The organism is Nonomuraea sp. NPDC005692 (assembly GCF_040631115.1).
In the GTDB taxonomy this organism is placed as follows: Bacteria; Actinomycetota; Actinomycetes; order Streptosporangiales; family Streptosporangiaceae; genus Nonomuraea.
In genome coordinates this window covers 226,010-244,155 of record NZ_JBEXYU010000008.1, presented here as the reverse complement: position 1 = coordinate 244,155, position 18,146 = coordinate 226,010, and the positions used below count along the sequence as shown (strand labels likewise).

Sequence of the window (18,146 nt, the reverse complement as noted above, 5' to 3'; positions counted from 1 at the left end):
GCGTGGGCGGTTCCGAATCCGGTCGCAGTGCCCGCGTGGGCGGCCTCGGGCCGTTGTTCGGCCCGCGGGGTGTCGCGGTCGTCGGCGCCTCCCGGGACCCGGGCAAACTCGGCGCCGCCATGGCCCGTTCGCTGTCCGGTTTCGACGGGTTCCTGGCGCTGGTGAACGCGCGGGACGACGCCATGTACCCGTCCGTCGGCGCCGCCGCCGCGGCGGGCCCCGTCGACCTCGCGCTGCTCTGCGTGCCCGCCGCGGCCTGCGCCGGGGTGCTCGCCGAGGCGGCGGACGCGGGCGTGCGGGCCGCCGTCGTGTGCGGCGGCGGGTTCGCCGAGGCGGGCGGCGCCGGGATCGAGCACCAGCGACGGCTCGGCGCCATCGCCCGGGACTCGGGCCTGCGCCTCCTCGGCCCGAACACCAGCGGCTTCCTCGCCCCGCACGCGCGGCTGACCGCCAGCTTCGTCCCCGGCGCCCACCGGGTGAGGCCGGGCGCCGTCGCCGTCGTGGCCGCCAGCGGCGGCGTCAACCACGCCCTGGCGTTCGCGCTGACCGAGGCCGGGCACGGCGTCAGCCTCGCCGTCGGCCTCGGGAACGCGGCCGGCGTCACCGCCCCCGACGTCCTCGACCACCTCGCCGGCGACCCCCGCACCGCCGCCGTCGCGCTGCACGTGGAGTCGGTGGCGGACGGGCCCCGGCTGGTCGAGAGCGTGCGCCGCCTCACCGCGACCCGGCCGGTCGTCGCCCTGGTCGTCGGCCGCCACGACGTGGGGGCCTTCGCCGCCTCGCACACGGGGGCGCTGGCGACCTCCTGGCGCACCACGCGCGCCGCGCTGGCCCAGGCGGGGGCGGTCCTCGTCGACGACGAACGCGAACTCGTCGACGCCGTCGGGGCGCTCGCGGTGACGCGGGCCCGCCCGTGCGCCGACCCGGGGGTGGGTGTCGTGACCGCCCAGGCGGGTCCTGGCCTGCTGCTCCTCGACGACCTGCGCGGACGCGGGATCCGGGTGCCCGAGCTCGCTCCCGGCACCCGGGAGACCCTGGCCGGGCTGCTGCCGCCGCTGACCTTCCAGCGCAACCCGGTCGACACCGGCCGTCCGGGGCCCGAGCTGGGCGCGGTGCTCGCCGCCACCGGCGCCGACCCCGGCGTCGACGTCATCGCGGGGTACGTCCTGCACGAACCGGACGCGGTCGACGTCGTCGCCGCCGTCAGCGAGGGACTGACCGGCGGCGTCCCCGTCGTCCTCGGGCTGGCGGGCACGGGCGACGACGTCGCCCGCGACCGCAGGGCCCTGCGCGCGTCGGGCGTCCCGGTGGCCGCCGACGCCCGCGGCGTCGCCGCCGCCGCCGCCGCGCTGCTGGCCGACGCCCGCGCGCGGACGGCCCGCCCGGCCGCCTCCGTCCCGTGGCGGGCGCCGGCCGTCCCGGCCGGCCGGTACGACGAACACGCCGGCAAGGCCCTGCTCGGACGGCTGGGCGTGGCGACCATGCCACGCCAGGCCTGCGCGGACCGGGCCACCGCGCACGCCGCGTTCGACTCGTTCGGGACGGCGGTCGCCGTGAAGCTGCTGGACGCCGACGTCCTGCACAAGACCGAGATCGGCGGCGTGCACCTGGGCGTGTCCACCCGCGCCGGGCTGGACGCCGCGCTCGACGCGCTGGACGCGGCGGGCGCCCGCCGTTACCTGGTGGAGGCCATGGCGCCGACCGGGATCGACCTGGTGGCCGGCGCGCGGCGCGACCCCGTCTTCGGGCCCGTGGTGCTCGTCGGGCTGGGCGGCACGGTGGCCGAGGCCCTGGCCGACGTCGCCGTCAGGCTCGCCCCGCTGTCTCCCGGCGAAGCGGCCGGCATGGTCGCCGAACTGGCCGGGCGGGCCCTGCTCGCCGGGTGGCGCGGCGGCCCCGTCCTCGACCCCGACGACCTCGGCACGATCGTCTCCAGGCTCGGCGACCTGCTCGTCGCCAACCCGCTCCTGGACGAGGTCGAGGTCAATCCGCTCCGGCTCACGCAGCGAGGTCTGATCGCGCTTGACGCCGTCATCCTCACCAGGAAGGCCGACGATGCCCACACCGATCACTGAGCACACCGTGCCCTGGCCCGACGCCGACGTCACCCGTTTCACCGAGCAGGGCTACTGGGCCGGGGGCGCGATCGGCACCCTGCTGCGGGAGGTCGCCGACCGCGACCCGGACGCCACGGCGCTGGTGGACGGCCCGGGGCTGCGCCTCACGTACGGCGAGCTGGCCGATCGCGCCGACGCCGCCGCCGTGCGCCTGCGCGACCTCGGCATCGCGCCGGGCGAGCGGATCATCATGCAGCTGGGCAACTCGTGGGAGTTCGTCGTCCTCCTGCTGGCGTGCCTGCGCGCGGGCATCGTGCCGGTGATGGCGCTGCCCGCCCACCGCCGGGCCGAGCTGAGGTATCTGGCCGTGCACGCCGAGGCGGTGGCGATCGCCGTCCCCGACCGGAGCAGGGACTTCGACCACCAGCGACTCGCCCACGACCTCGCGGCCGACGTGCGCGCGGCCACCGGGGCCGGATGGCAGGTGCTGGTCGCCGGGGACGACGTCGAGCCCGGCAGCGTCGACCTGCGGGCCCTGTGCGGTCCGCCCACCGGCCGGACCGGCTCCGACCTGCCCGCTCCCAACTCCCGGGACGTGGCCGTCTTCCTGCTGTCCGGGGGCACGACGGGCCTGCCCAAGCTCATCGCCCGCACCCACGACGACTACGCCTACAACGCCCGGGCCAGCGCCGAGGTCGCCGGGGTCACCAAGGAGTCGGTCTACCTGGTCAGCCTGCCCGCCGGGCACAACTTCCCGCTGGCCTGCCCGGGGATCCTGGGCGTCCTGCTCGCCGGGGGCCGGGTGGTCATGCTGCCCTCGCCCGAGCCGGTACGGGCCTTCGCCACGATCGAGGCGGAAGGCGTCACGCACACCGCGGTGGTGCCCGCGGTGGCCGGCCGCTGGCTGGACCGGGCCGTCCAGCACGGCGCCGGACAGCTCGCCACCCTGCGGGTCGTCCAGGTCGGCGGCGCCCGCCTCGCGGACGAGCTGGCGCGCCAGGTCGAGCCGGTGCTCGGGGCGAGGCTGCAGCAGGTGTTCGGCATGGCGGAGGGCCTGCTGAACTTCACCCGCCTCGACGACCCCGTGGAGACGGTGTGCGGCACGCAGGGCCGCCCCCTGTGCCCCGCCGACGAGATCAGGATCGTGGACGAGCAGGACCGGGACGTGCCGGACGGCCAGGCGGGGCTCCTGCTGACCCGCGGGCCGTACACCCCTCGCGGGTACTACCGGGCCGCGGAGCACAACGCCCGCTCCTTCACCAGCGACGGCTGGTTCCGCACGGGGGACATCTGCCTGCGGACCCCCGAGGGCAACCTCGTGGTGGCCGGCCGCGACAAGGACATGATCAACCGGGGCGGGGAGAAGATCTCCGCCGAGGAGATCGAGAACCTCGTGTACCGGCTTCCCGCCGTGAGCCAGGTCGCCGCCGTGGCCATGCCGGACCCCGTGCTCGGGGAGCGCGTGTGCGTGTACGTCGTGCCCCGGGACGGCGCGACGGTCACGCTGGAGGAGATCCGGGCAGGGATGGAGAGCGCGGAGGTCGCCCGCTTCAAGCTCCCCGAACGGCTGGTCGTCGTCGAGGAGCTCGCCTGGACCAAGGTCGGGAAGATCGACAAGAAGGCCCTCAGGACCGACATCGCCGACCGCCTCAAGGCCGAGCTTCCGGTCGGCGCAGCCGAGGGATGACGGAGGGCGTCCCGGTTTCCATGGCCTGGGGGCGGCGCGCTCTCACGTCAGCCGGGCGACGGCCTCCTGCGGAGTCAGGGCGGCGCCCTGCCGGTAGGCGGTGTCGTAGCCGGTAGGGCCGAGACGTTCGGTGAGCGTGTCCGCCAGGGCGCGCAGTTCGACGTCGCCGTGGTCGAAGGTGCCGCGGATGGCCCGGCTCAGGCCGAGCGCGGTGGCCGCGCCGGCCGCATCGCCCTCCAGGAACAGCAGCCGGGCCAGCAGATGAGCGGCCGCGGGCGCGTCCATGGTCGCCTGCGCGGCCTGGACGGCCCGGGGCAGCAACGCCCGCGCGGGCGCGGCTTCCCCGGCGGTGAGGAGGTTCGACATCCTGGCGGGCGTCAGCAGGTTCTCGATCGTCTCCGCGGTGAGGCGGGCCTGGCGGGCGAGCGTCTCCATCCGGTCGAGTTCCCGTCCGGCGCGTCCGACGTCGCCGCGGCGACGGCACAGCTCGGCCCGGCTGCCCAGGACGTCGATCTCCAGGACGGGCTGACCCCGCTCCCAGGCCGCTCGTTCGGCGGCTTCGACGTCGTGCCCGGCGCCGGTGAGGTCGCCGGCGCGCATGCGGGCCGCGGCGAGCCCGAGCCGGGCCGAGACCTCGTCCTGCGAACCGAGCTCGGCGGCGATCGCGATGGCCCGCTCGTAGGCGGCGATCGCCCGGTCGTGCTCGCCGCCGACGGCGTGGATCTGCGCCAGCCCGTACAGCGCCTTGGCCGTCCACCACCGGTCGCCCGTCTCCTCGAACGCGCGCAACGCCGCCGCGATCGCGGTCGCCGAGCGCTCCCGGTCGCCGCGCTCCCGGTGCCGCATGGCCTCGATCATGAGGGTGCAGGCGATCGCCCAGCGGTCCGAGCCGCCGCGCACGAGGCTGATCTCCCGGTCGACCACCTCCTGCGGCCCGATCATCACCGCCACGGGCAGCACGACGGTCAGCAGCGCCGGATGACGCCGCAGCGCGCCCGTGCGCGCGCAGTCGTCGATGAGCGCGCGCAGGCGCTCGGGATCCCTGATCGGACCGCCCTCGCCGGCCACCAGGTGGATCGCGGTGAACGCGGCCCGGGCGTCGGCGGGCAGCGCGTCGCCGAAAGCGGCCACCTTGGCGACGTAGGCGTCGGCCCGCGCGTCGTAGCGGAGCACCACCCAGTACCAGTACAGCGGGCCGAGTAGCCGGGCGGCCGCGTGGGCGTCGCCGGTCTCGATCGCCGTGTGCAGGGCGAACATCAGGTTGTCGTACTCGGCCTGGAACAGCGGCAGCGCCCGCGCCTGTCCGGCCGAGCGCAGCAGCCGCTCGTGCTCCTCGGCCAGATCGGCGAAGTGCCGCACGAGCCCGCGCAGGACGGCTTCGGCCTCCCCGGCGCGGCGGAGCTTGCCGGCCGAATGGGCGCGGATGGTCTCCAGCATCCGGTAGGCGTCCCCGGCCCGCTCCACGATGGACTTGCCGACCAGCGAGTCCAGCAGGTAGGCGATCTCGCTCGCGGGGAGCGTCTCGTCCGAGCAGACCGCCTCGATCGCCGCGACGCCGGTCCGGCCAGGGAAGATCGAGATCCGGCGGGCGAGCGCGCGTTCCTGGTCGGTGAGCAGGTCCCAGCTCCATTCGATGACCGCGTGGAGGGTCTGCTGGCGGGGCTGGGCGGCCCGGTTACCGGTGCTGAGCAGCCGGAAGCGGTCGTCCAGCCGCCGGGCGACCTGCTCGGCGCTCATGGTCCGCAACCGCGCGGCGGCCAGTTCGAGGGCCAGGGGCAGCCCGTCCAGCCGGCGCACGATGTCGACGACCGCGGCCGTGGTCGGCGCGTCCATGGCGAAGCCCGGCTGGACGGCCGTCGCGCGATCGCGGAACAGGCGCACCGCGTCCGACCCGGCGGCCCGGGAGGCGTCGGCGTGTGCCGGCGGCAGGGCGAGCGGGCCCAGCCGGCACAGCGTCTCGCCCATCACCTCCAGCGGCTCCCGGCTCGTGGCCAGCACGGTCAGGTGCGGCAGACGCTCCAGCAGGTGCCCGGCGAACTCCGCGACGAGGCCGGCGACCTGCTCGCAGTTGTCGAGCACCAGCACGCCCTCGCCCCCGGCCAGCAGGTTGACCACCCGCTCCAGCGGCGTGCCGGAAGGCTGGACGTCGGCGAGGCTGAGCGTGCCCAGCACCGCGTCGGCCAGCCCTTCGGCCGTGGTCACCCCGGCCAGGAGCACGAGCCAGACGCGGCCACGCTGATGGGCTCGATGCCGGCCGGCCGCCTCGACGGCCAGCCGGGTCTTCCCGACGCCTCCCGGCCCCACGACCGTGACCAGCCGGGAGGTCTCCAGCGAACCGGCCAGCAGCCTCAGCTCGTCCGCGCGGCCGACGAAGCTGGTCAGCGGGGCCGGCAGCCGTCCCCGCACGGCCTGCGGCCGGGGCCGTTCCGGTTCGGGGCGCTCCGGCTCGCCGCGCAGCACCGCCAGGTGCGTGTCGCGCAGCCTCCCGGACGGGTCGATCCCCAGTTCCTCGGCCAGGGTGCCGCGGACCTGCTCGAACACGGCGAGCGCGTCGGACCGGCGGCCCGCCGCGTGCAGGGCGCGCATGCGCAGCCCGGCCAGCCGTTCACGCAACGGGTGGACGGTGGCCATCGCCGCCATGTCGGCCAGGATCCCGTCGTGGCGTCCCAGGCGCAGCTCCGCCTCGAACCGGTCCTCGGCGGCGGCCAGGCGCAGCTCTTCCAGACGCGGCGCCGCCGTGCCGGCGAAGGGGGCGTCGCGCACGTCGGCCAGCGCGTCCCCCCGCCACAGCGACAGCGCCTCGGCCAGCAGCGAGCCGGCTCGCCGCGCGGCGCCCGAGGCCAGTTCGCGGCCGCCGAGCTTCGCCTTCTCCTCGAAGCGGCAGGCGTCGACGTCCTCGGCGCGCACGTGCAGGCGGTATCCACCGGCCGTCCGCTCCAGGACCCCGGCCTCGCCCAGCGCCTTGCGCAGCCGGTGGACCAGCCCGTGCAGCGCGTTGACGGTGCCGCCGCGCGCGTGCTCCCCCCACAGGTCGTCGACGAGGGTGCCGACCGGCACGGTCCCGCCCTCGGCCAGCGCCAGCCGGGCCAGCAGCGCGCGCACCATCACGCCGCCGACGTCGATGGGCACGCCGTCGCCGGTGAAGGCCCGGACCGGTCCCAGCACCTCGATACGCACAACGGCCAAGGGTACGACGCCCTCGAAAGCGGTGCACTTCTGCTGAAAGGGCGTTCTAAGCGGCATCTAAGTGCTGGTCGCCACCGTGGAGGACGTACGGAGAAGACCACAGAGAGGCAGTGCGATGACAACGCGCGCAAGTGTTCAGCAGGTGCTCGACCGGGCGGTGGCCGAGGCCGGCATCCCCGGCGTCGTCGCCGAGGTCAAGGACGGCGACCGCACCTGGTTCGCCACCGCCGGCGTGGCCGACCTCGGGACCGGCGCCGCCCGCCGGCCCGGCGAACACGTGCACACGGGCAGCAGCGGCAAGGCGTTCACCGCGGCCGTGCTGCTGAGCCTGGAGGCCGAGGGCAGGCTGAGCCTGGACGACACGGTCAACACGTGGCTGCCGGGCGTGCTGGACGCCAACGGCTACGACGGCGACAAGATCACCATCAGGCACCTGCTGAGCAACACCGGCGGCCTGTTCGCCACCGGCCTGGCGCCCGAGGTCAGCCACCGCTACGCCACCCGCTCCGGGATGCTCCGGCACCGCTTCGACGCGTTCACCACCGACGAACTGCTGAGGCTGGCGATCTCCCAGCCTCCGGTCGGCGCGCCCGGCGAACGTTTCGAGTACTCCAACGGCGGCTTCCACATCGCCGGGGCGATCATCGAGAAGGCCACCGGCAGCACCTACGAGAAGGAGGTCGACCGCCGGGTCGTCCAGCCGCTCGGCCTGGCCCACACCCGCGTGCGCCCGCCCGGCGACACCGGGTACCCCGATCCGCACCCGCGCGCCTACTCCACCATGTTCTTCAAGGACGGCGTCGACCCCTCGACGATCACCCCGGAGAACTGGGAGTCGCTCATGGAGGAGCCCGGCCTGCCGCCCCTGGACGTCACCGAGTTCAACACCTCGCTCGGCTGGTCGGCCGGCAACGTCGTCTCCACGACCGGTGACATGATCCGCTTCCTCGGCGCGATGTCCACCGGCAGCCTGCTGCCGCCGGCCCAGCATCGGCAGATGTGGACCACCGTCTCGACCGAGGGCAGCCACTGGATGCCGTACACGCGTTACGGCCTCGGCCTGTTCGAGCTCGACCCGCGGGCGACCGGCGGCGTGACCCTGCGCGGCGTCGGCGGCAGCCTCTGGGGATCGTGGATGCTCGTGATCGGCACCTCCGACGGGCGGCACACCGTCGCCGTCCACACCAACACCGAGTGGAAGACGTGGGACATCATGTTCCAGCTCGTCGAGGCGGAGTTCGGCATCTCCGTCGGCAGGTGAGCCGGAACTGACGGGAGGGGGCGTCCGCGGACAGGCGCCCCCCTTCGGCGGCCGCCGAGCGCTTCGCGGCGGCGCGTACGGTCGGCGAGCGTTCGTGCTCGGTCCGTGCTCGTACGCCGCGTAGTGCCATGTCAGGCCCGGCGCCGTGGCTCCACGTAGTTTTTGCGTGACCGAAATCCCGATAAATACGGGCTTGTGGTGGATTACGGCGCTCGGGAAGGATGCTGGGAGGTGGACGGTGATCCCGTCCGATCGCAGGCGAGACGAAGGACGCCGGATGACCCAGGCCGACGCGGTTGCATCACTCGTGGAGCGCAGGTTAGGCCGCGCCCTCGATCCCGATCTCAACTTCTTCGAAGCCGGTTTCGACTCGCTCGCCCTGGTCGAGCTGCACGAGGAGATCACCGGCGCGCTGGGCCTGAAGCTGCCGGTCACCGCGATGTTCACCCACCCGAACCTGCGTGCGCTCTCGCACCTGATCGCGAAGGGCCAGACGCCCGCCCCGCCCAGGCAGGACGGCGCCCGCCGCCGTCCGCTCGGCGGCAGCCGCCGCGACGTGCGCGCCAGGATCCGCGAGGAAGGTCGGTGACCTCGCACGAACAGCCCGTCGCGGTGATCGCGATGGGGCGTCTCCCGCTGGAGCCCGGAGCGGCCGAGGAGGCCGGACACGATCCAGGAGCTCAGGTCGTCCGGGTGTACGGCGGGGTGGGCAAGGCCTGCGCGGCGCTGCTGGCCGGGGAGTGCGAGCTCGCCGTGACCGACTCCGGCGAGCTGCCGCCCGGAACGCTGCGCGGCACCCTGGTCCTGCGGCTGCTCGACCGGGCGTTGCTCGACGGCGACCTGGTGCACCGGGTGATCTGGCCCGACGACCTGGAGGTCGAGGAGGGCTACCCGCCGGTGCACGCGCCGGGCGACGGCCGCCCGCGGGTCGTGGTGTGGTCCGGCCGCACCCGGGAGGAGGCCGAGTCGATGCGGCGAAGCCTGGCAGGCTTCCTCGCCGGCCTGCCGGAGGACCGCTACGCCGACGTGGCGGGCACCCTGCAGCAGGGACGCGTCCACCACTCCGTGCGCGGCGCGGTGGTCTGCCGGAGCGCCGCGGAGGCCGCTCTCGCGCTGGGCCGGGAGCACACCTACGAGCAGGAGCCGGTGCGCCTGACCCTCCCCGCCGAGACGGCCGGTCTGTACGGCGTCGAGCCGGTGTTCACCGAGGCCGTGGACGTGTGCGAAGAGGTCTTCGAGGCCCGCGGCGTCGCGGCGCCACCCGCCCTCACCGCCGCCTACGGGCTGGCCGCCACCCTCGCCGCCTGGGGCGTCCTGCCGGACGTCCCGGACCCGGCGGCCCTCGCGGACGACCCTTCGCCGCACGAGACGCTCGCCGCCCTCACGCGGGCGAACGCCGGGGCCGAGATCGAGGCAGGTCACGACCGGGCGGGGTTGCTGGCCGCCGTGGCCAGGTTCTGGACGGGCGGCGGCCGGGTGGACTGGGCCGCGCTCGACCCCGACCATCCGCTGCAACGCGTCCCCATCCCGAGGCCGCAGCCGGAGCTGCCCGCCTCCGTGGAGGAGCCGCGCCCGCTGTCGGCGGTGCCGTACTCCTTCTGGGTGCTGGAGCAGCTCGCGCCGGACAGCGGCGTGTCGAACCTGGCGGTGGCGCTCAGGTTCCAGACCCCGCTGCGCAGGCTGCCGCTGCAGATCGCGGTGAACCGGCTGGTCAAGCGGCATCCGGCGCTGCGCCTGCGGTTCCCCGTGGTGGACGGGACGCCCGTCCGGCACCTGGTGGCGCCCCAGGACGCCCAGCTGAAGGTCGAGACCCGGGCCACCACGGAGGAGACGCTGGTCGCGGACCTGCGGTCCTTCCTGGACGAGCCCTTCGACCTGGGCCGCGACCTGCTCATCAGGGTGGGACACTTCACCCTGCCCGACGGCGCCGGAACCGTGGTGTGCCTGGCCGGCCACCACATCATCATCGACGGCACCTCCATGCAGCTCCTGGTGGAGGAGCTGGGCCGCTTCTACGACAGCCAGACCGGGCACGGCTCGCTGCCCCCCGAGCTGGCCGGGCCCGCGCCGATGCTGGAGCCGGGGGAGCCGTCGGAGGAGTCGATCGGCTACTGGCTCGACCGGCTCGACGGCGTCGACCCCAACGCCATGGTGCTGCCGGGGAGTCGGCACTCGCCGGGCCGTCCGACGTTCGCCGGGCACACCTGCTCCTGGCAGGTGGACGCCGAGACGGTGGCGGCCCTGGACGAGCTGCGCGCCAGGCTGCGCACCACCGGCAACATCGTGCTGGCCACCGCCTTCCTGCTGACGCTGCGCGGGCACGGCGCCGGCCCGGACCTGGTGATCGGCATGCCGGTCAGCACCAAGACGGGCGAGGAGCACCGGCGCGTCGGCTACGCCGTGAGCACCCTGCCGCTGCGCGTCCACGTCGAGCTGGACGACGACTTCGAGCAGGTCGCCAGGCGCGTGGAGGAGGCGTTCGCGGAGGGCGTCGAGCACGCCGGGGCCTCGGTGGAGGCGGTGCTGACCCGCCGTGGGCACGGCACGGACGACTGGCGCGTCCCGCTGTTCCGGCACATGTTCAACTACCGGCCCTGGAGCGACGAGAAGGTGCACATCCAGGGCGAGGTGCCCGGATACGTCGACAACCTGATCGACCGCAGCCGCCTGGACATGCAGTGCAACGTCATCCAGGAGCCGGACCGGCTCACCGTCCGCATGGTGCACAGCACCGAGGTGCACGACGAGGACGAGATCGCGGCGTTCACGGCCAGGCTGTGCGCGGTGGTGCGGCAGGCGGCCCGCGGCGGCGTGCCGGACGTGCTCTCCCCGGCCGACCGGGCGCTGCTCGACCGGGTCAACGACACGGGCCGCGCGTGGCCCGGCACGCTGCCCGGCACGCTGGCCGGGCGCATCCTGCCGGGCCCGGCAGTGGCGGTGCGCGAGGGCGGCCACGAGGTCACCTACGACGAGCTGCTGGGGCGTGCGGCCGGGGTCCGCGACCTGCTGCGCGAGCGAGGAGTGGGCGACGGCGACGTCGTCGCCCTGGCCCTGGGGCGCTCGGCGGACCTGGTGGCGGCGGTCCTCGGCGTGTGGCAGGCCGGAGCGGCGTTCCTGCCGCTGGACGTGCGGCAACCGGAGTCGCGCCTGGCCTTCCAGGTGGCCGACTCGGGGGCGCGGCTGGTCGTCGCGGCGGGCAGCCCGGACTGGGCGGGCAGGACGCCGGTCGTGCCGATGCCCGGCACAGTGGGGGACCACGTACCCGCCGAGACCGGGAACATCGCTTATGTCATCTACACCTCCGGCTCCACCGGGCAGCCCAAGGGCGTGCAGGTCACGCACGGCAACCTGACGAACCTCGTGCTCGACTTCGCCGACCGGCTGGGCGCGCCCAGCAGCGTCCTGTGGTCCACCACCACCTCCTTCGACATCTCCTGGCTGGAACTGCTGTTGCCGCTGGCCTCCGGCGGCACCGTGGTCGTGGCCTCCGACGAGGACCAGCTGCAGCCGGGCAGGTTCCTGGAGCTGATCGCCGCGAGCGACGTCCAGGTCGTGCAGGCCACGCCCACCGCGTGGCGGCTGGTCGCGCCGGAGGCCGGGCGGGAGCTGGCCGGACGCACGGTGCTGTGCGGCGGCGAGCCGATGCCCGCCGCCCTGGCCAGGGACCTGCTGGAGCTGGGCTGCCGGGTGTTCAACGTCTACGGGCCGACCGAGACGACCATCTGGTCCACCGCCGCCGAGCTGCGCGAGCCGCCGCTCGACCCGGTCCCCGCCGGGGAGCCGCTGGCCAACACCCAGATCTTCGTCACCGACGCCGCGGGCCGCGAGCTGCCGCCGGGCGTGCCGGGCGAGCTGTGCGTCGCCGGCGCGGGGGTGAGCGCGGGCTACCTCGACCGTCCCGAGCTGACGGCGCAGCGCTTCGGGCACCACGACCGGTACGGCAGGTTCTACCGGACCGGCGACCGCGCGCGCATCCGCCACGACGGCGGGCTGGAACTGCTCGGCCGCGACGACCGGCAGATCAAGCTGCGCGGTCACCGCATCGAGCTCGGCGAGGTCGAGGCCGCGCTGCACGAGCACGGGACGGTGCGCACGGCCGCGGTGATCCTCGACGGCGACCCGCAGACCGACGGACGGCTCGCCGCCTTCCTGGAGGTCACCGGCGAGACCACCGAGGAGCAGCTGTGGCGCTTCGCCAGGACGCGGCTGCCCGACTACGCCGTCCCCACCCGCTACATCGTCACCGACAGGCTGCCCACCACGGCCAACGGCAAGATCGCCTACCGCGAGCTGAAGGTGCCCGACGAGGGCCGCGCCCCGGCGCGCGAGGCGGGTGACGGGCTGATCCGGCAGGTGGTGGCGCTGTGGAGCGAGGCGCTGAAGCGCCCAGGGCTCGGGCCGCACGACAACTTCTTCCTCAACGGCGGCCACTCCGTGCTGGCCGTCCGGCTGATCGGCCCGCTGGAGGAGCTGGCGGGCCGCGCCGTCTCGGTACGGGCCGTGTTCGACCATCCGACGCCGGCCGAACTGGCCCTGCACCTGGGGGAAGCCCGATGACGCCGTGGTACGTCCAGGTCAAGGAGGGGGAGCGGGCGCTGGTCGCCTTCCCGCACGCGGGCGGCGGTCCGGCCTCGCTCGGCGAGCTCGCCGGGCACTTCCCGCCCGAGGTGGGCCTGTGGTCGGTCAACCTGCCGGGACGTCAGGCCAGGCTCGCCGAAGAGCCGCGGACCGACCTCGACGGGCTGGTCGACGACCTGGCGCGGGACCTGGCCGGGTGGCGGGAGCCGTACACGCTGTTCGGCTACTGCAGCGGGGCGTTGCTGGCCTTCCTCGTCTGCCGGCGCGTGGTCGAGCTGGGCGGGCGGCCGGAACGGCTGGTCGTGGGCTCGTTCGCCGCGCCGGACGTGACCCTGCTGATGCGCCGCCTGCCGTCGCTGCCGTCGTGGCTGTTCTGGGAGCAGCTGATCGAGCTCGGCGGCGTCCCGCCGGAGCTGGCCGACCGGGAGGCGCTCTGGCCGGTGCTGGAGCCGGCGCTGCGCGCCGACTTCGGGCTGCTGGCCGGCTACCACCACCGGCCGGGACCGCCGCTGCCGGTGCCGCTCTCCGTCCTGTACGGAGCCAGGGACGCCTCGCTGACCAGGGGCGGCCTCCTGGGCTGGCGGCGGCAGAGCGTGCACAGGCCCGCGTTGAAGGAGCTCGACTCCACCCACTGGCTGGCCGAGGAGACCCCGGACGCCCTGGCAGCCGCGATCGTTGAGGAGATGGGATGCGCCTCGGTTACAGCATGAGCTACTGGGGCGGCGCGGGCCTCGGCCCGGCCGACCACCTGGCGCTGGTCCGCGAGGCGGAGGCCCTCGGCTATTCGTCCGTGTGGGCGGCCGAGACCTACGGGACCGACCCGGCGAGCCTGCTGGCCTGGATCGCCGGCCAGACCGAGCGCATCGCGCTCGGCACCGGCGTGCTGCAGATGTCGGGACGCAAGCCCGTGGTCGCCGCGATGACGGCGGCCACCCTCGACCAGCTCTCCGGCGGCCGCGCCCGGCTGGGCGTGGGCCTGTCCGGCCCGCAGGTGGTCGAGGGCTGGCACGGCGAGCGCTTCGAGCGGCCGGTGGCCCGCGCCCGTGACTACCTCCAGGTGGTGCGCAAGGCGCTGGGCGGCGAGCCGGTGCGGCACGAGGGACCCACGATGACGCTGCCCCTGCCCGGCAGTGAGGGCAAGGAGCTGGCGCTGGCCGTCGCGCCGGTGCAGGAGCGGCTGCCGGTCTACCTGGCCGCGATGGGCCCGAAGACCGTCGCGCTGGCCGGCGAGCTCGCCGACGGCTGGCTGGCCATCCACTTCCCGCCCGACCACCTGGCCCGGACGGCCAAGCACCTGAACGGCGCCGACCTGGACGTCGCGCCCATGGTGCTCACGCTCGTCGAGGAGGACCAGGAGCTGGCCTACGACATGATGCGGCCCATGCTCGCCCTCTACCTCGGCGGCATGGGCTCACGCCGGACCAACTTCTACAACCGCCTGGCCGCCACGCTCGGCTTCGAGCAGGAGGCCGCCCGCATGCAGGAGGCCTTCCTGGACGGGCGGCAGGGCGAGGCCATGGCGATGCTGCCCGACGCGCTCGTCGACGCGATGACCATGTGCGGCCCCGCGGGCAAGGTGCGCGAGCGGATGGCGGCCTACCAGGAGGCGGGCGCGACCACGCTGATCGTCGGCCTGGTCACGCCCACCCGGCGGCTGCGCAGCCGTCAGCTGCGGCTCATTGCGAGTCTGGCTCCGGCATCCCGATGAGCTTGGCCAGCGGCGACCAGGCCATCGCCGCGATCGGCACCAGCGCGCCGATGGCGATGACCACCCACAGCGTCGTACGCGTGCCCACGGCGCCGGCCAGCAGGCCGGCGCCGAGCGCGCCCAGCGGGGCGGGGATCAGGCCCAGCGAGTAGATCGAGGCCACCACCCGGCCCTGGAGGTGCGGCGGGGTGACCGTCTGCACCAGGCTGGTGTTGGTGACGAAGAAGATCTGCGAGCTGACGCCGCTGACCAACTGCGCGACGACGAGCATCGCCACCGACACCCAGACCGGCCCGACGGCCAGCGGGATGAGGAAGAGCGCGAGGTTGCCGTACACCATCGACCACACCAGCACCTTGCCGATCGCGTAGCGCCGCATCACCTTGACGGCGACCAGCGCCCCGATGATCGCGCCCACGCCGCCGCCGGCCAGGATGCTGCCGAACCAGCCCGCGGGCACGCCCAGGTCGCGGATCACGTACAGGGCGTAGATCGAGTTCATCGAGCCCAGGATGAACAGCGAGTACACGGCCGAGGAGACGGCCAGCGGCCGGATCAGCTCGTGCCGCATCACCCAGCCCATGCCCTGCCAGATCGCCTTGTGCACCTGCCCGGGGGTGGTGTCGTCCGGCTCGGGCCGGGCCTCCGGCCGCTTGATCAGGGACACCGCGATCGCGGAGGCCAGGTACGACACCGCGTCGATGATCAGCAGCGCGGGCGCGGCGAGCACCTTCAGCAGCGCCGCGGCCAGGCCGGGCCCGAACGTCTGGGCGGCCGACTCGGTCAGCTGCAGTTTGGAGTTGCCCTCCATGAAGTTCTCCCGCGGCACCAGGAACGGGAAGTAACTCCGGTAGGCCGTCTGGAAGAGCGTGCTGAGCAGCCCGAGCGCGAAGATGACGCCGTAGAGCCAGGTCAGCGTGAGCAGGTCGGCGAACCAGGCGACCGGGATCAGCATCAGCAGCACGAAACGCGCCACGTCCGTCCAGATCAGGATGGGCCGCTTGCGCACCCGGTCGGCCAGCACGCCGAACAGGAGGAAGAACACCATCGGCAGCCGCAGCAGGAAGCCGACGACGCCCATCTCCGCCTCGGAGGCGTTCAGGACGGTGACCGCTATGACGGGGAACGCGAAGAGACTGATCGCCGAGCCGAACTGCGACAGGCTCTGGCCCGCCCACAGCCGCAGGAAGTCGGGGTGCTTCCAGAGGCTCGTCTGCTCACTGGTCGGGGATGCCATGATCCATCCACCTTCTGATCTCGGTGGCCGCTCCGGCGACCAGGGGTTCGTACAGGATCGGGACGCGTTCCTCGGGGATCGCGAAATGGGCGAGCCGCCCCTTGGCCACGGAGGGCCAGTTGCCGTCCTCGCGCGTGGGCGCGAAGAGCGCGACGTCGCCGTCGTAGGGCTCGTGCCGGTAGCCGCCGACCGCGTGCGCGTTGGCCCGGAACACGGCCAGGTAGCGGCGCGCCTGCTCGACCTCGGCGGTGTCGGGCGCCAGCCGGTCGGCGGCGGAGGCGGCGCCCATGACCGTGAGCAGTTGTTCCTCCGGCGGCCGGGCGGCGAGTTCGGCCGGGTCCAGCCCGAGGGTCTCCTCGGGGCCGCCGGCCAGCGCGTGGAACAGCAGGACCGTGTCGTCCTCCAGCGACGCCTCGGCCACGGGCTCCTCGGCGTTGGCGTAGAGGAGCACGACGAGCGGCACCTGCTCGCCGCGCTCGCGCAGGCGCCTGGCCACCTCCAGGGCGATGTTCCCGCCGATGCAGAACCCGCCCAGCACGTACGGCCCCGTCGGCCGCACCTCCAGCAGGTCGGCCACGTAGGCGTCGGCCATCTCGGCGAGCGTGGCGTGCGGCTCCTCGCCGGGCACGAGCCCGCGCGCGGCGATGGCGTACACCGGCTGGTCGGGGCCGAGGCGGCGGGCCAGCGGGTGGTAGCGGAAGACCTGGCCGCCGAGCGCGTGGATGAAGAAGATCGGCACGCGGTCGCCGTCCGGGTTGAGCGGCACGACGTGGCTCGGCGGCGCCAGGTCCTCGGGCTGGCGGAGCACCCTGGCCAGCTTGCTGATCGTCGGCGCGGTCAGCACGGTGCCCACGGGCAGGCTCCGCCCCAGCTCCTGGCGGATGCGGGCGGCCAGCCGCAGGGCGCTCAGCGAGTGGCCGCCGAGCTCGAAGAAGTCGTCCAGGATCCCGGCCGCGGGCACCTGCAGCACCTCTTCGTAGAGCGTGGCGAGGCGCGCTTCGACCTCGTCGCGAGGCGGCACGTACGGCCGGCCGCCCGCCGTCTCCGGCGGAGGCAGCGCGGCTCGGTCGAGCTTGCCGCTGCGGGTGAGGGGGAGCGCGTCCAGGCGCACCCACCGGCGCGGGATCAGGTGGTTGGGCAGGACGTCCTGAAGGTCGGGCACGTCGCCCACCACGTAGCCGACCAGGCTGTGCCCGTGCGCCGTGACGGCCGCGTCGCGGACCCCCGGCTGGGCGCGCAGGACGGCCTCGATCTCGCCGGGTTCGACGCGCATGCCGCGGATCTTGATCTGGTGGTCGGTGCGGCCGAGGTATTCGAGTTCGCCGGTGGGTAGCCAGCGGGCGAGGTCGCCGGTTTTGTAGAGGCGTCTGCCGTCGGGTGCGGGGAGGAAGCGTTCGGCGGTGAGTGCGGGTTTGCCGAGGTAGCCGCGGGCGAGTTGGATGCCGCCGATGTAGAGGTCGCCGGGGGTGCCGATGGGGACTTCGTGAAGGTTTTGGTCGAGGACGTGCAGGGTGGTGTTGTCGACCGGCCTGCCGATGGGGACGGTCGTTTCTCCGGGTTGGCAGGGGTGCCAGGAGACGTCGACGGCCGCTTCGGTGGGGCCGTAGAGGTTGTGCAGTCCGGGCAGGTCGTGGCCGGGTGGGAGGGCTTCGCCGGAGCAGATGATCCGGGGCGGGAGCTGGACGTCCTCTTCTTCCAGGAAGGCTTGGAGCATCGAGGGGACGAAGTGGGCGGTGGTGATGTTCTCGGTCTTGATGAGGTCGCGCAGGTAGGCGGTGTCGCGGTGGCCGCCGGGGCGGGCGATGACCATGGTGGCGCCGGTGATGAGCGGCCAGAACAGTTCCCAGACCGAGACGTCGAAGGTGGTCGGCGTCTTGTGCAGGACGCGGTCTTGCGGGGTGAGGTGGAAGGTGTCCTGCATCCAGCGCAGGCGGTTGACGATCGCGCGGTGGGAGACGCCCACGCCCTTGGGGCGTCCGGTCGAGCCCGAGGTGAAGATGACGTAGGCCAGGAAGTCCTCACGCACCAGCACAACGGACCACGCAGCCGGCCGTACGTCCGCACCGGTGACCATCAGGTCGGCGCCCGCGTCGGCCAGCATGCCACGCGTGCGCTCCGCCGGGTGCGCCGGGTCGAGCGGCAGGTAGGCGCCGCCGGCGGCCATCACGCCGAGGAGCACGACGGGCAGGTCCAGGCCGCGTTCCATGGAGACGCCGACCGGCTGGTCCACCCGCACGTCCAGCCCGGCGGCCACCGCGCGGGCTCGTTCGGCCAGCTCGCGGTAGGTCAGCCGGTCGCCCTCGAAGACCAGCGCCGTCGCGTCGGGGGTGCGCTCGGCCTGTTCGAAGACCAGCTCGTGCAGGGTTCCGCCCGGATGCTCCCGGTCGGTGGCGTTCCACCGCGAGAGCTGAGCCGCGTCCTGCGCCGAGATG

At 74.2% G+C, this 18,146-nt stretch carries 10 protein-coding genes (1 of these 10 cut by a window edge); 7 read left to right on the top strand and 3 right to left on the bottom strand.

The genetic code is table 11. From position 1 onward, the window contains the following. The first annotated feature begins 2 nt into the window (after positions 1-2). Positions 3-2,075: an acetate--CoA ligase family protein gene (locus ABZ459_RS20070; RefSeq protein WP_357971972.1), complete on the top strand. Its 2,073-nt coding sequence runs from the start codon at positions 3-5 to the stop codon at positions 2,073-2,075. Continuing rightward, positions 2,056-3,744 (top strand): AMP-binding protein, encoded by a 1,689-nt coding sequence (locus ABZ459_RS20065; RefSeq protein WP_357971970.1) that lies wholly within the window; start codon positions 2,056-2,058, stop codon positions 3,742-3,744. Before ABZ459_RS20070 ends, ABZ459_RS20065 begins: the two co-directional genes overlap by 20 nt. Before the next feature lie 42 nt (positions 3,745-3,786). On the opposite strand, the gene ABZ459_RS20060 is transcribed toward ABZ459_RS20065, so the two are convergent. Next, positions 3,787-6,921, bottom strand: coding sequence for a BTAD domain-containing putative transcriptional regulator (locus ABZ459_RS20060; protein ID WP_357971968.1), 3,135 nt, complete (start codon positions 6,919-6,921; stop codon positions 3,787-3,789). A gap of 124 nt (positions 6,922-7,045) precedes the next feature. Between ABZ459_RS20060 and ABZ459_RS20055 the strand changes: the two genes are divergently transcribed. The 5 genes from ABZ459_RS20055 (at position 7,046) to ABZ459_RS20035 (ending at position 14,477) form a co-directional block, all read left to right on the top strand. Beyond that, positions 7,046-8,191, top strand: a complete 1,146-nt coding sequence (locus tag ABZ459_RS20055) for a serine hydrolase domain-containing protein (protein WP_357971966.1) — start codon at positions 7,046-7,048, stop codon at positions 8,189-8,191. A 277-nt stretch (positions 8,192-8,468) separates the two neighbouring features. Further along, the gene (locus ABZ459_RS20050) at positions 8,469-8,780 is read left to right on the top strand and encodes an acyl carrier protein (protein ID WP_357971964.1); all 312 of its coding nucleotides are present in this window, start codon (positions 8,469-8,471) and stop codon (positions 8,778-8,780) included. Next, complete coding sequence (locus ABZ459_RS20045; protein WP_357971962.1) at positions 8,777-12,748, top strand: amino acid adenylation domain-containing protein; 3,972 nt, start codon at positions 8,777-8,779, stop codon at positions 12,746-12,748. Before ABZ459_RS20050 ends, ABZ459_RS20045 begins: the two co-directional genes overlap by 4 nt. Further along, positions 12,745-13,479: an alpha/beta fold hydrolase gene (locus ABZ459_RS20040; protein WP_357971960.1), complete on the top strand. Its 735-nt coding sequence runs from the start codon at positions 12,745-12,747 to the stop codon at positions 13,477-13,479. The genes ABZ459_RS20045 and ABZ459_RS20040 overlap by 4 nt, the downstream gene beginning before the upstream one ends. After that, a complete protein-coding gene (locus ABZ459_RS20035; RefSeq protein ID WP_357971958.1) occupies positions 13,458-14,477 on the top strand; it encodes an LLM class F420-dependent oxidoreductase in 1,020 nt (339 codons plus the stop codon). The genes ABZ459_RS20040 and ABZ459_RS20035 overlap by 22 nt, the downstream gene beginning before the upstream one ends. On the opposite strand, the gene ABZ459_RS20030 is transcribed toward ABZ459_RS20035, so the two are convergent. Then, entirely contained in the window at positions 14,446-15,714 is a 1,269-nt protein-coding gene (locus ABZ459_RS20030; RefSeq protein WP_357971956.1) for an MFS transporter, read from the bottom strand. The two genes, ABZ459_RS20035 and ABZ459_RS20030, sit on opposite strands and share 32 nt — an antisense overlap. Then, on the bottom strand, positions 15,695-18,146 hold the 3' portion of the coding sequence (locus ABZ459_RS20025) for an amino acid adenylation domain-containing protein (RefSeq protein ID WP_357971954.1). It continues 1,172 nt past the right edge of the window; 2,452 of the gene's 3,624 nt are visible here — the last part of the coding sequence; the start codon falls outside the window, past its right edge; its stop codon occupies positions 15,695-15,697. The genes ABZ459_RS20030 and ABZ459_RS20025 overlap by 20 nt, the downstream gene beginning before the upstream one ends.

What these genes read in the sequence shown, in the direction of transcription:
- ABZ459_RS20065 (WP_357971970.1), top strand. Translation starts at nt 2,056, where the DNA reads ATGCCCACACCGATCACTGAGCACACCGTGCCCTGGCCCGACGCCGAC.
- ABZ459_RS20055 (WP_357971966.1), top strand. Translation starts at nt 7,046, where the DNA reads ATGACAACGCGCGCAAGTGTTCAGCAGGTGCTCGACCGGGCGGTGGCC.
- ABZ459_RS20050 (WP_357971964.1), top strand. Translation starts at nt 8,469, where the DNA reads ATGACCCAGGCCGACGCGGTTGCATCACTCGTGGAGCGCAGGTTAGGC.
- ABZ459_RS20040 (WP_357971960.1), top strand. Translation starts at nt 12,745, where the DNA reads ATGACGCCGTGGTACGTCCAGGTCAAGGAGGGGGAGCGGGCGCTGGTC.
- ABZ459_RS20035 (WP_357971958.1), top strand. Translation starts at nt 13,458, where the DNA reads ATGCGCCTCGGTTACAGCATGAGCTACTGGGGCGGCGCGGGCCTCGGC.
- ABZ459_RS20030 (WP_357971956.1), bottom strand. Translation starts at nt 15,714, where the DNA reads ATGGCATCCCCGACCAGTGAGCAGACGAGCCTCTGGAAGCACCCCGAC.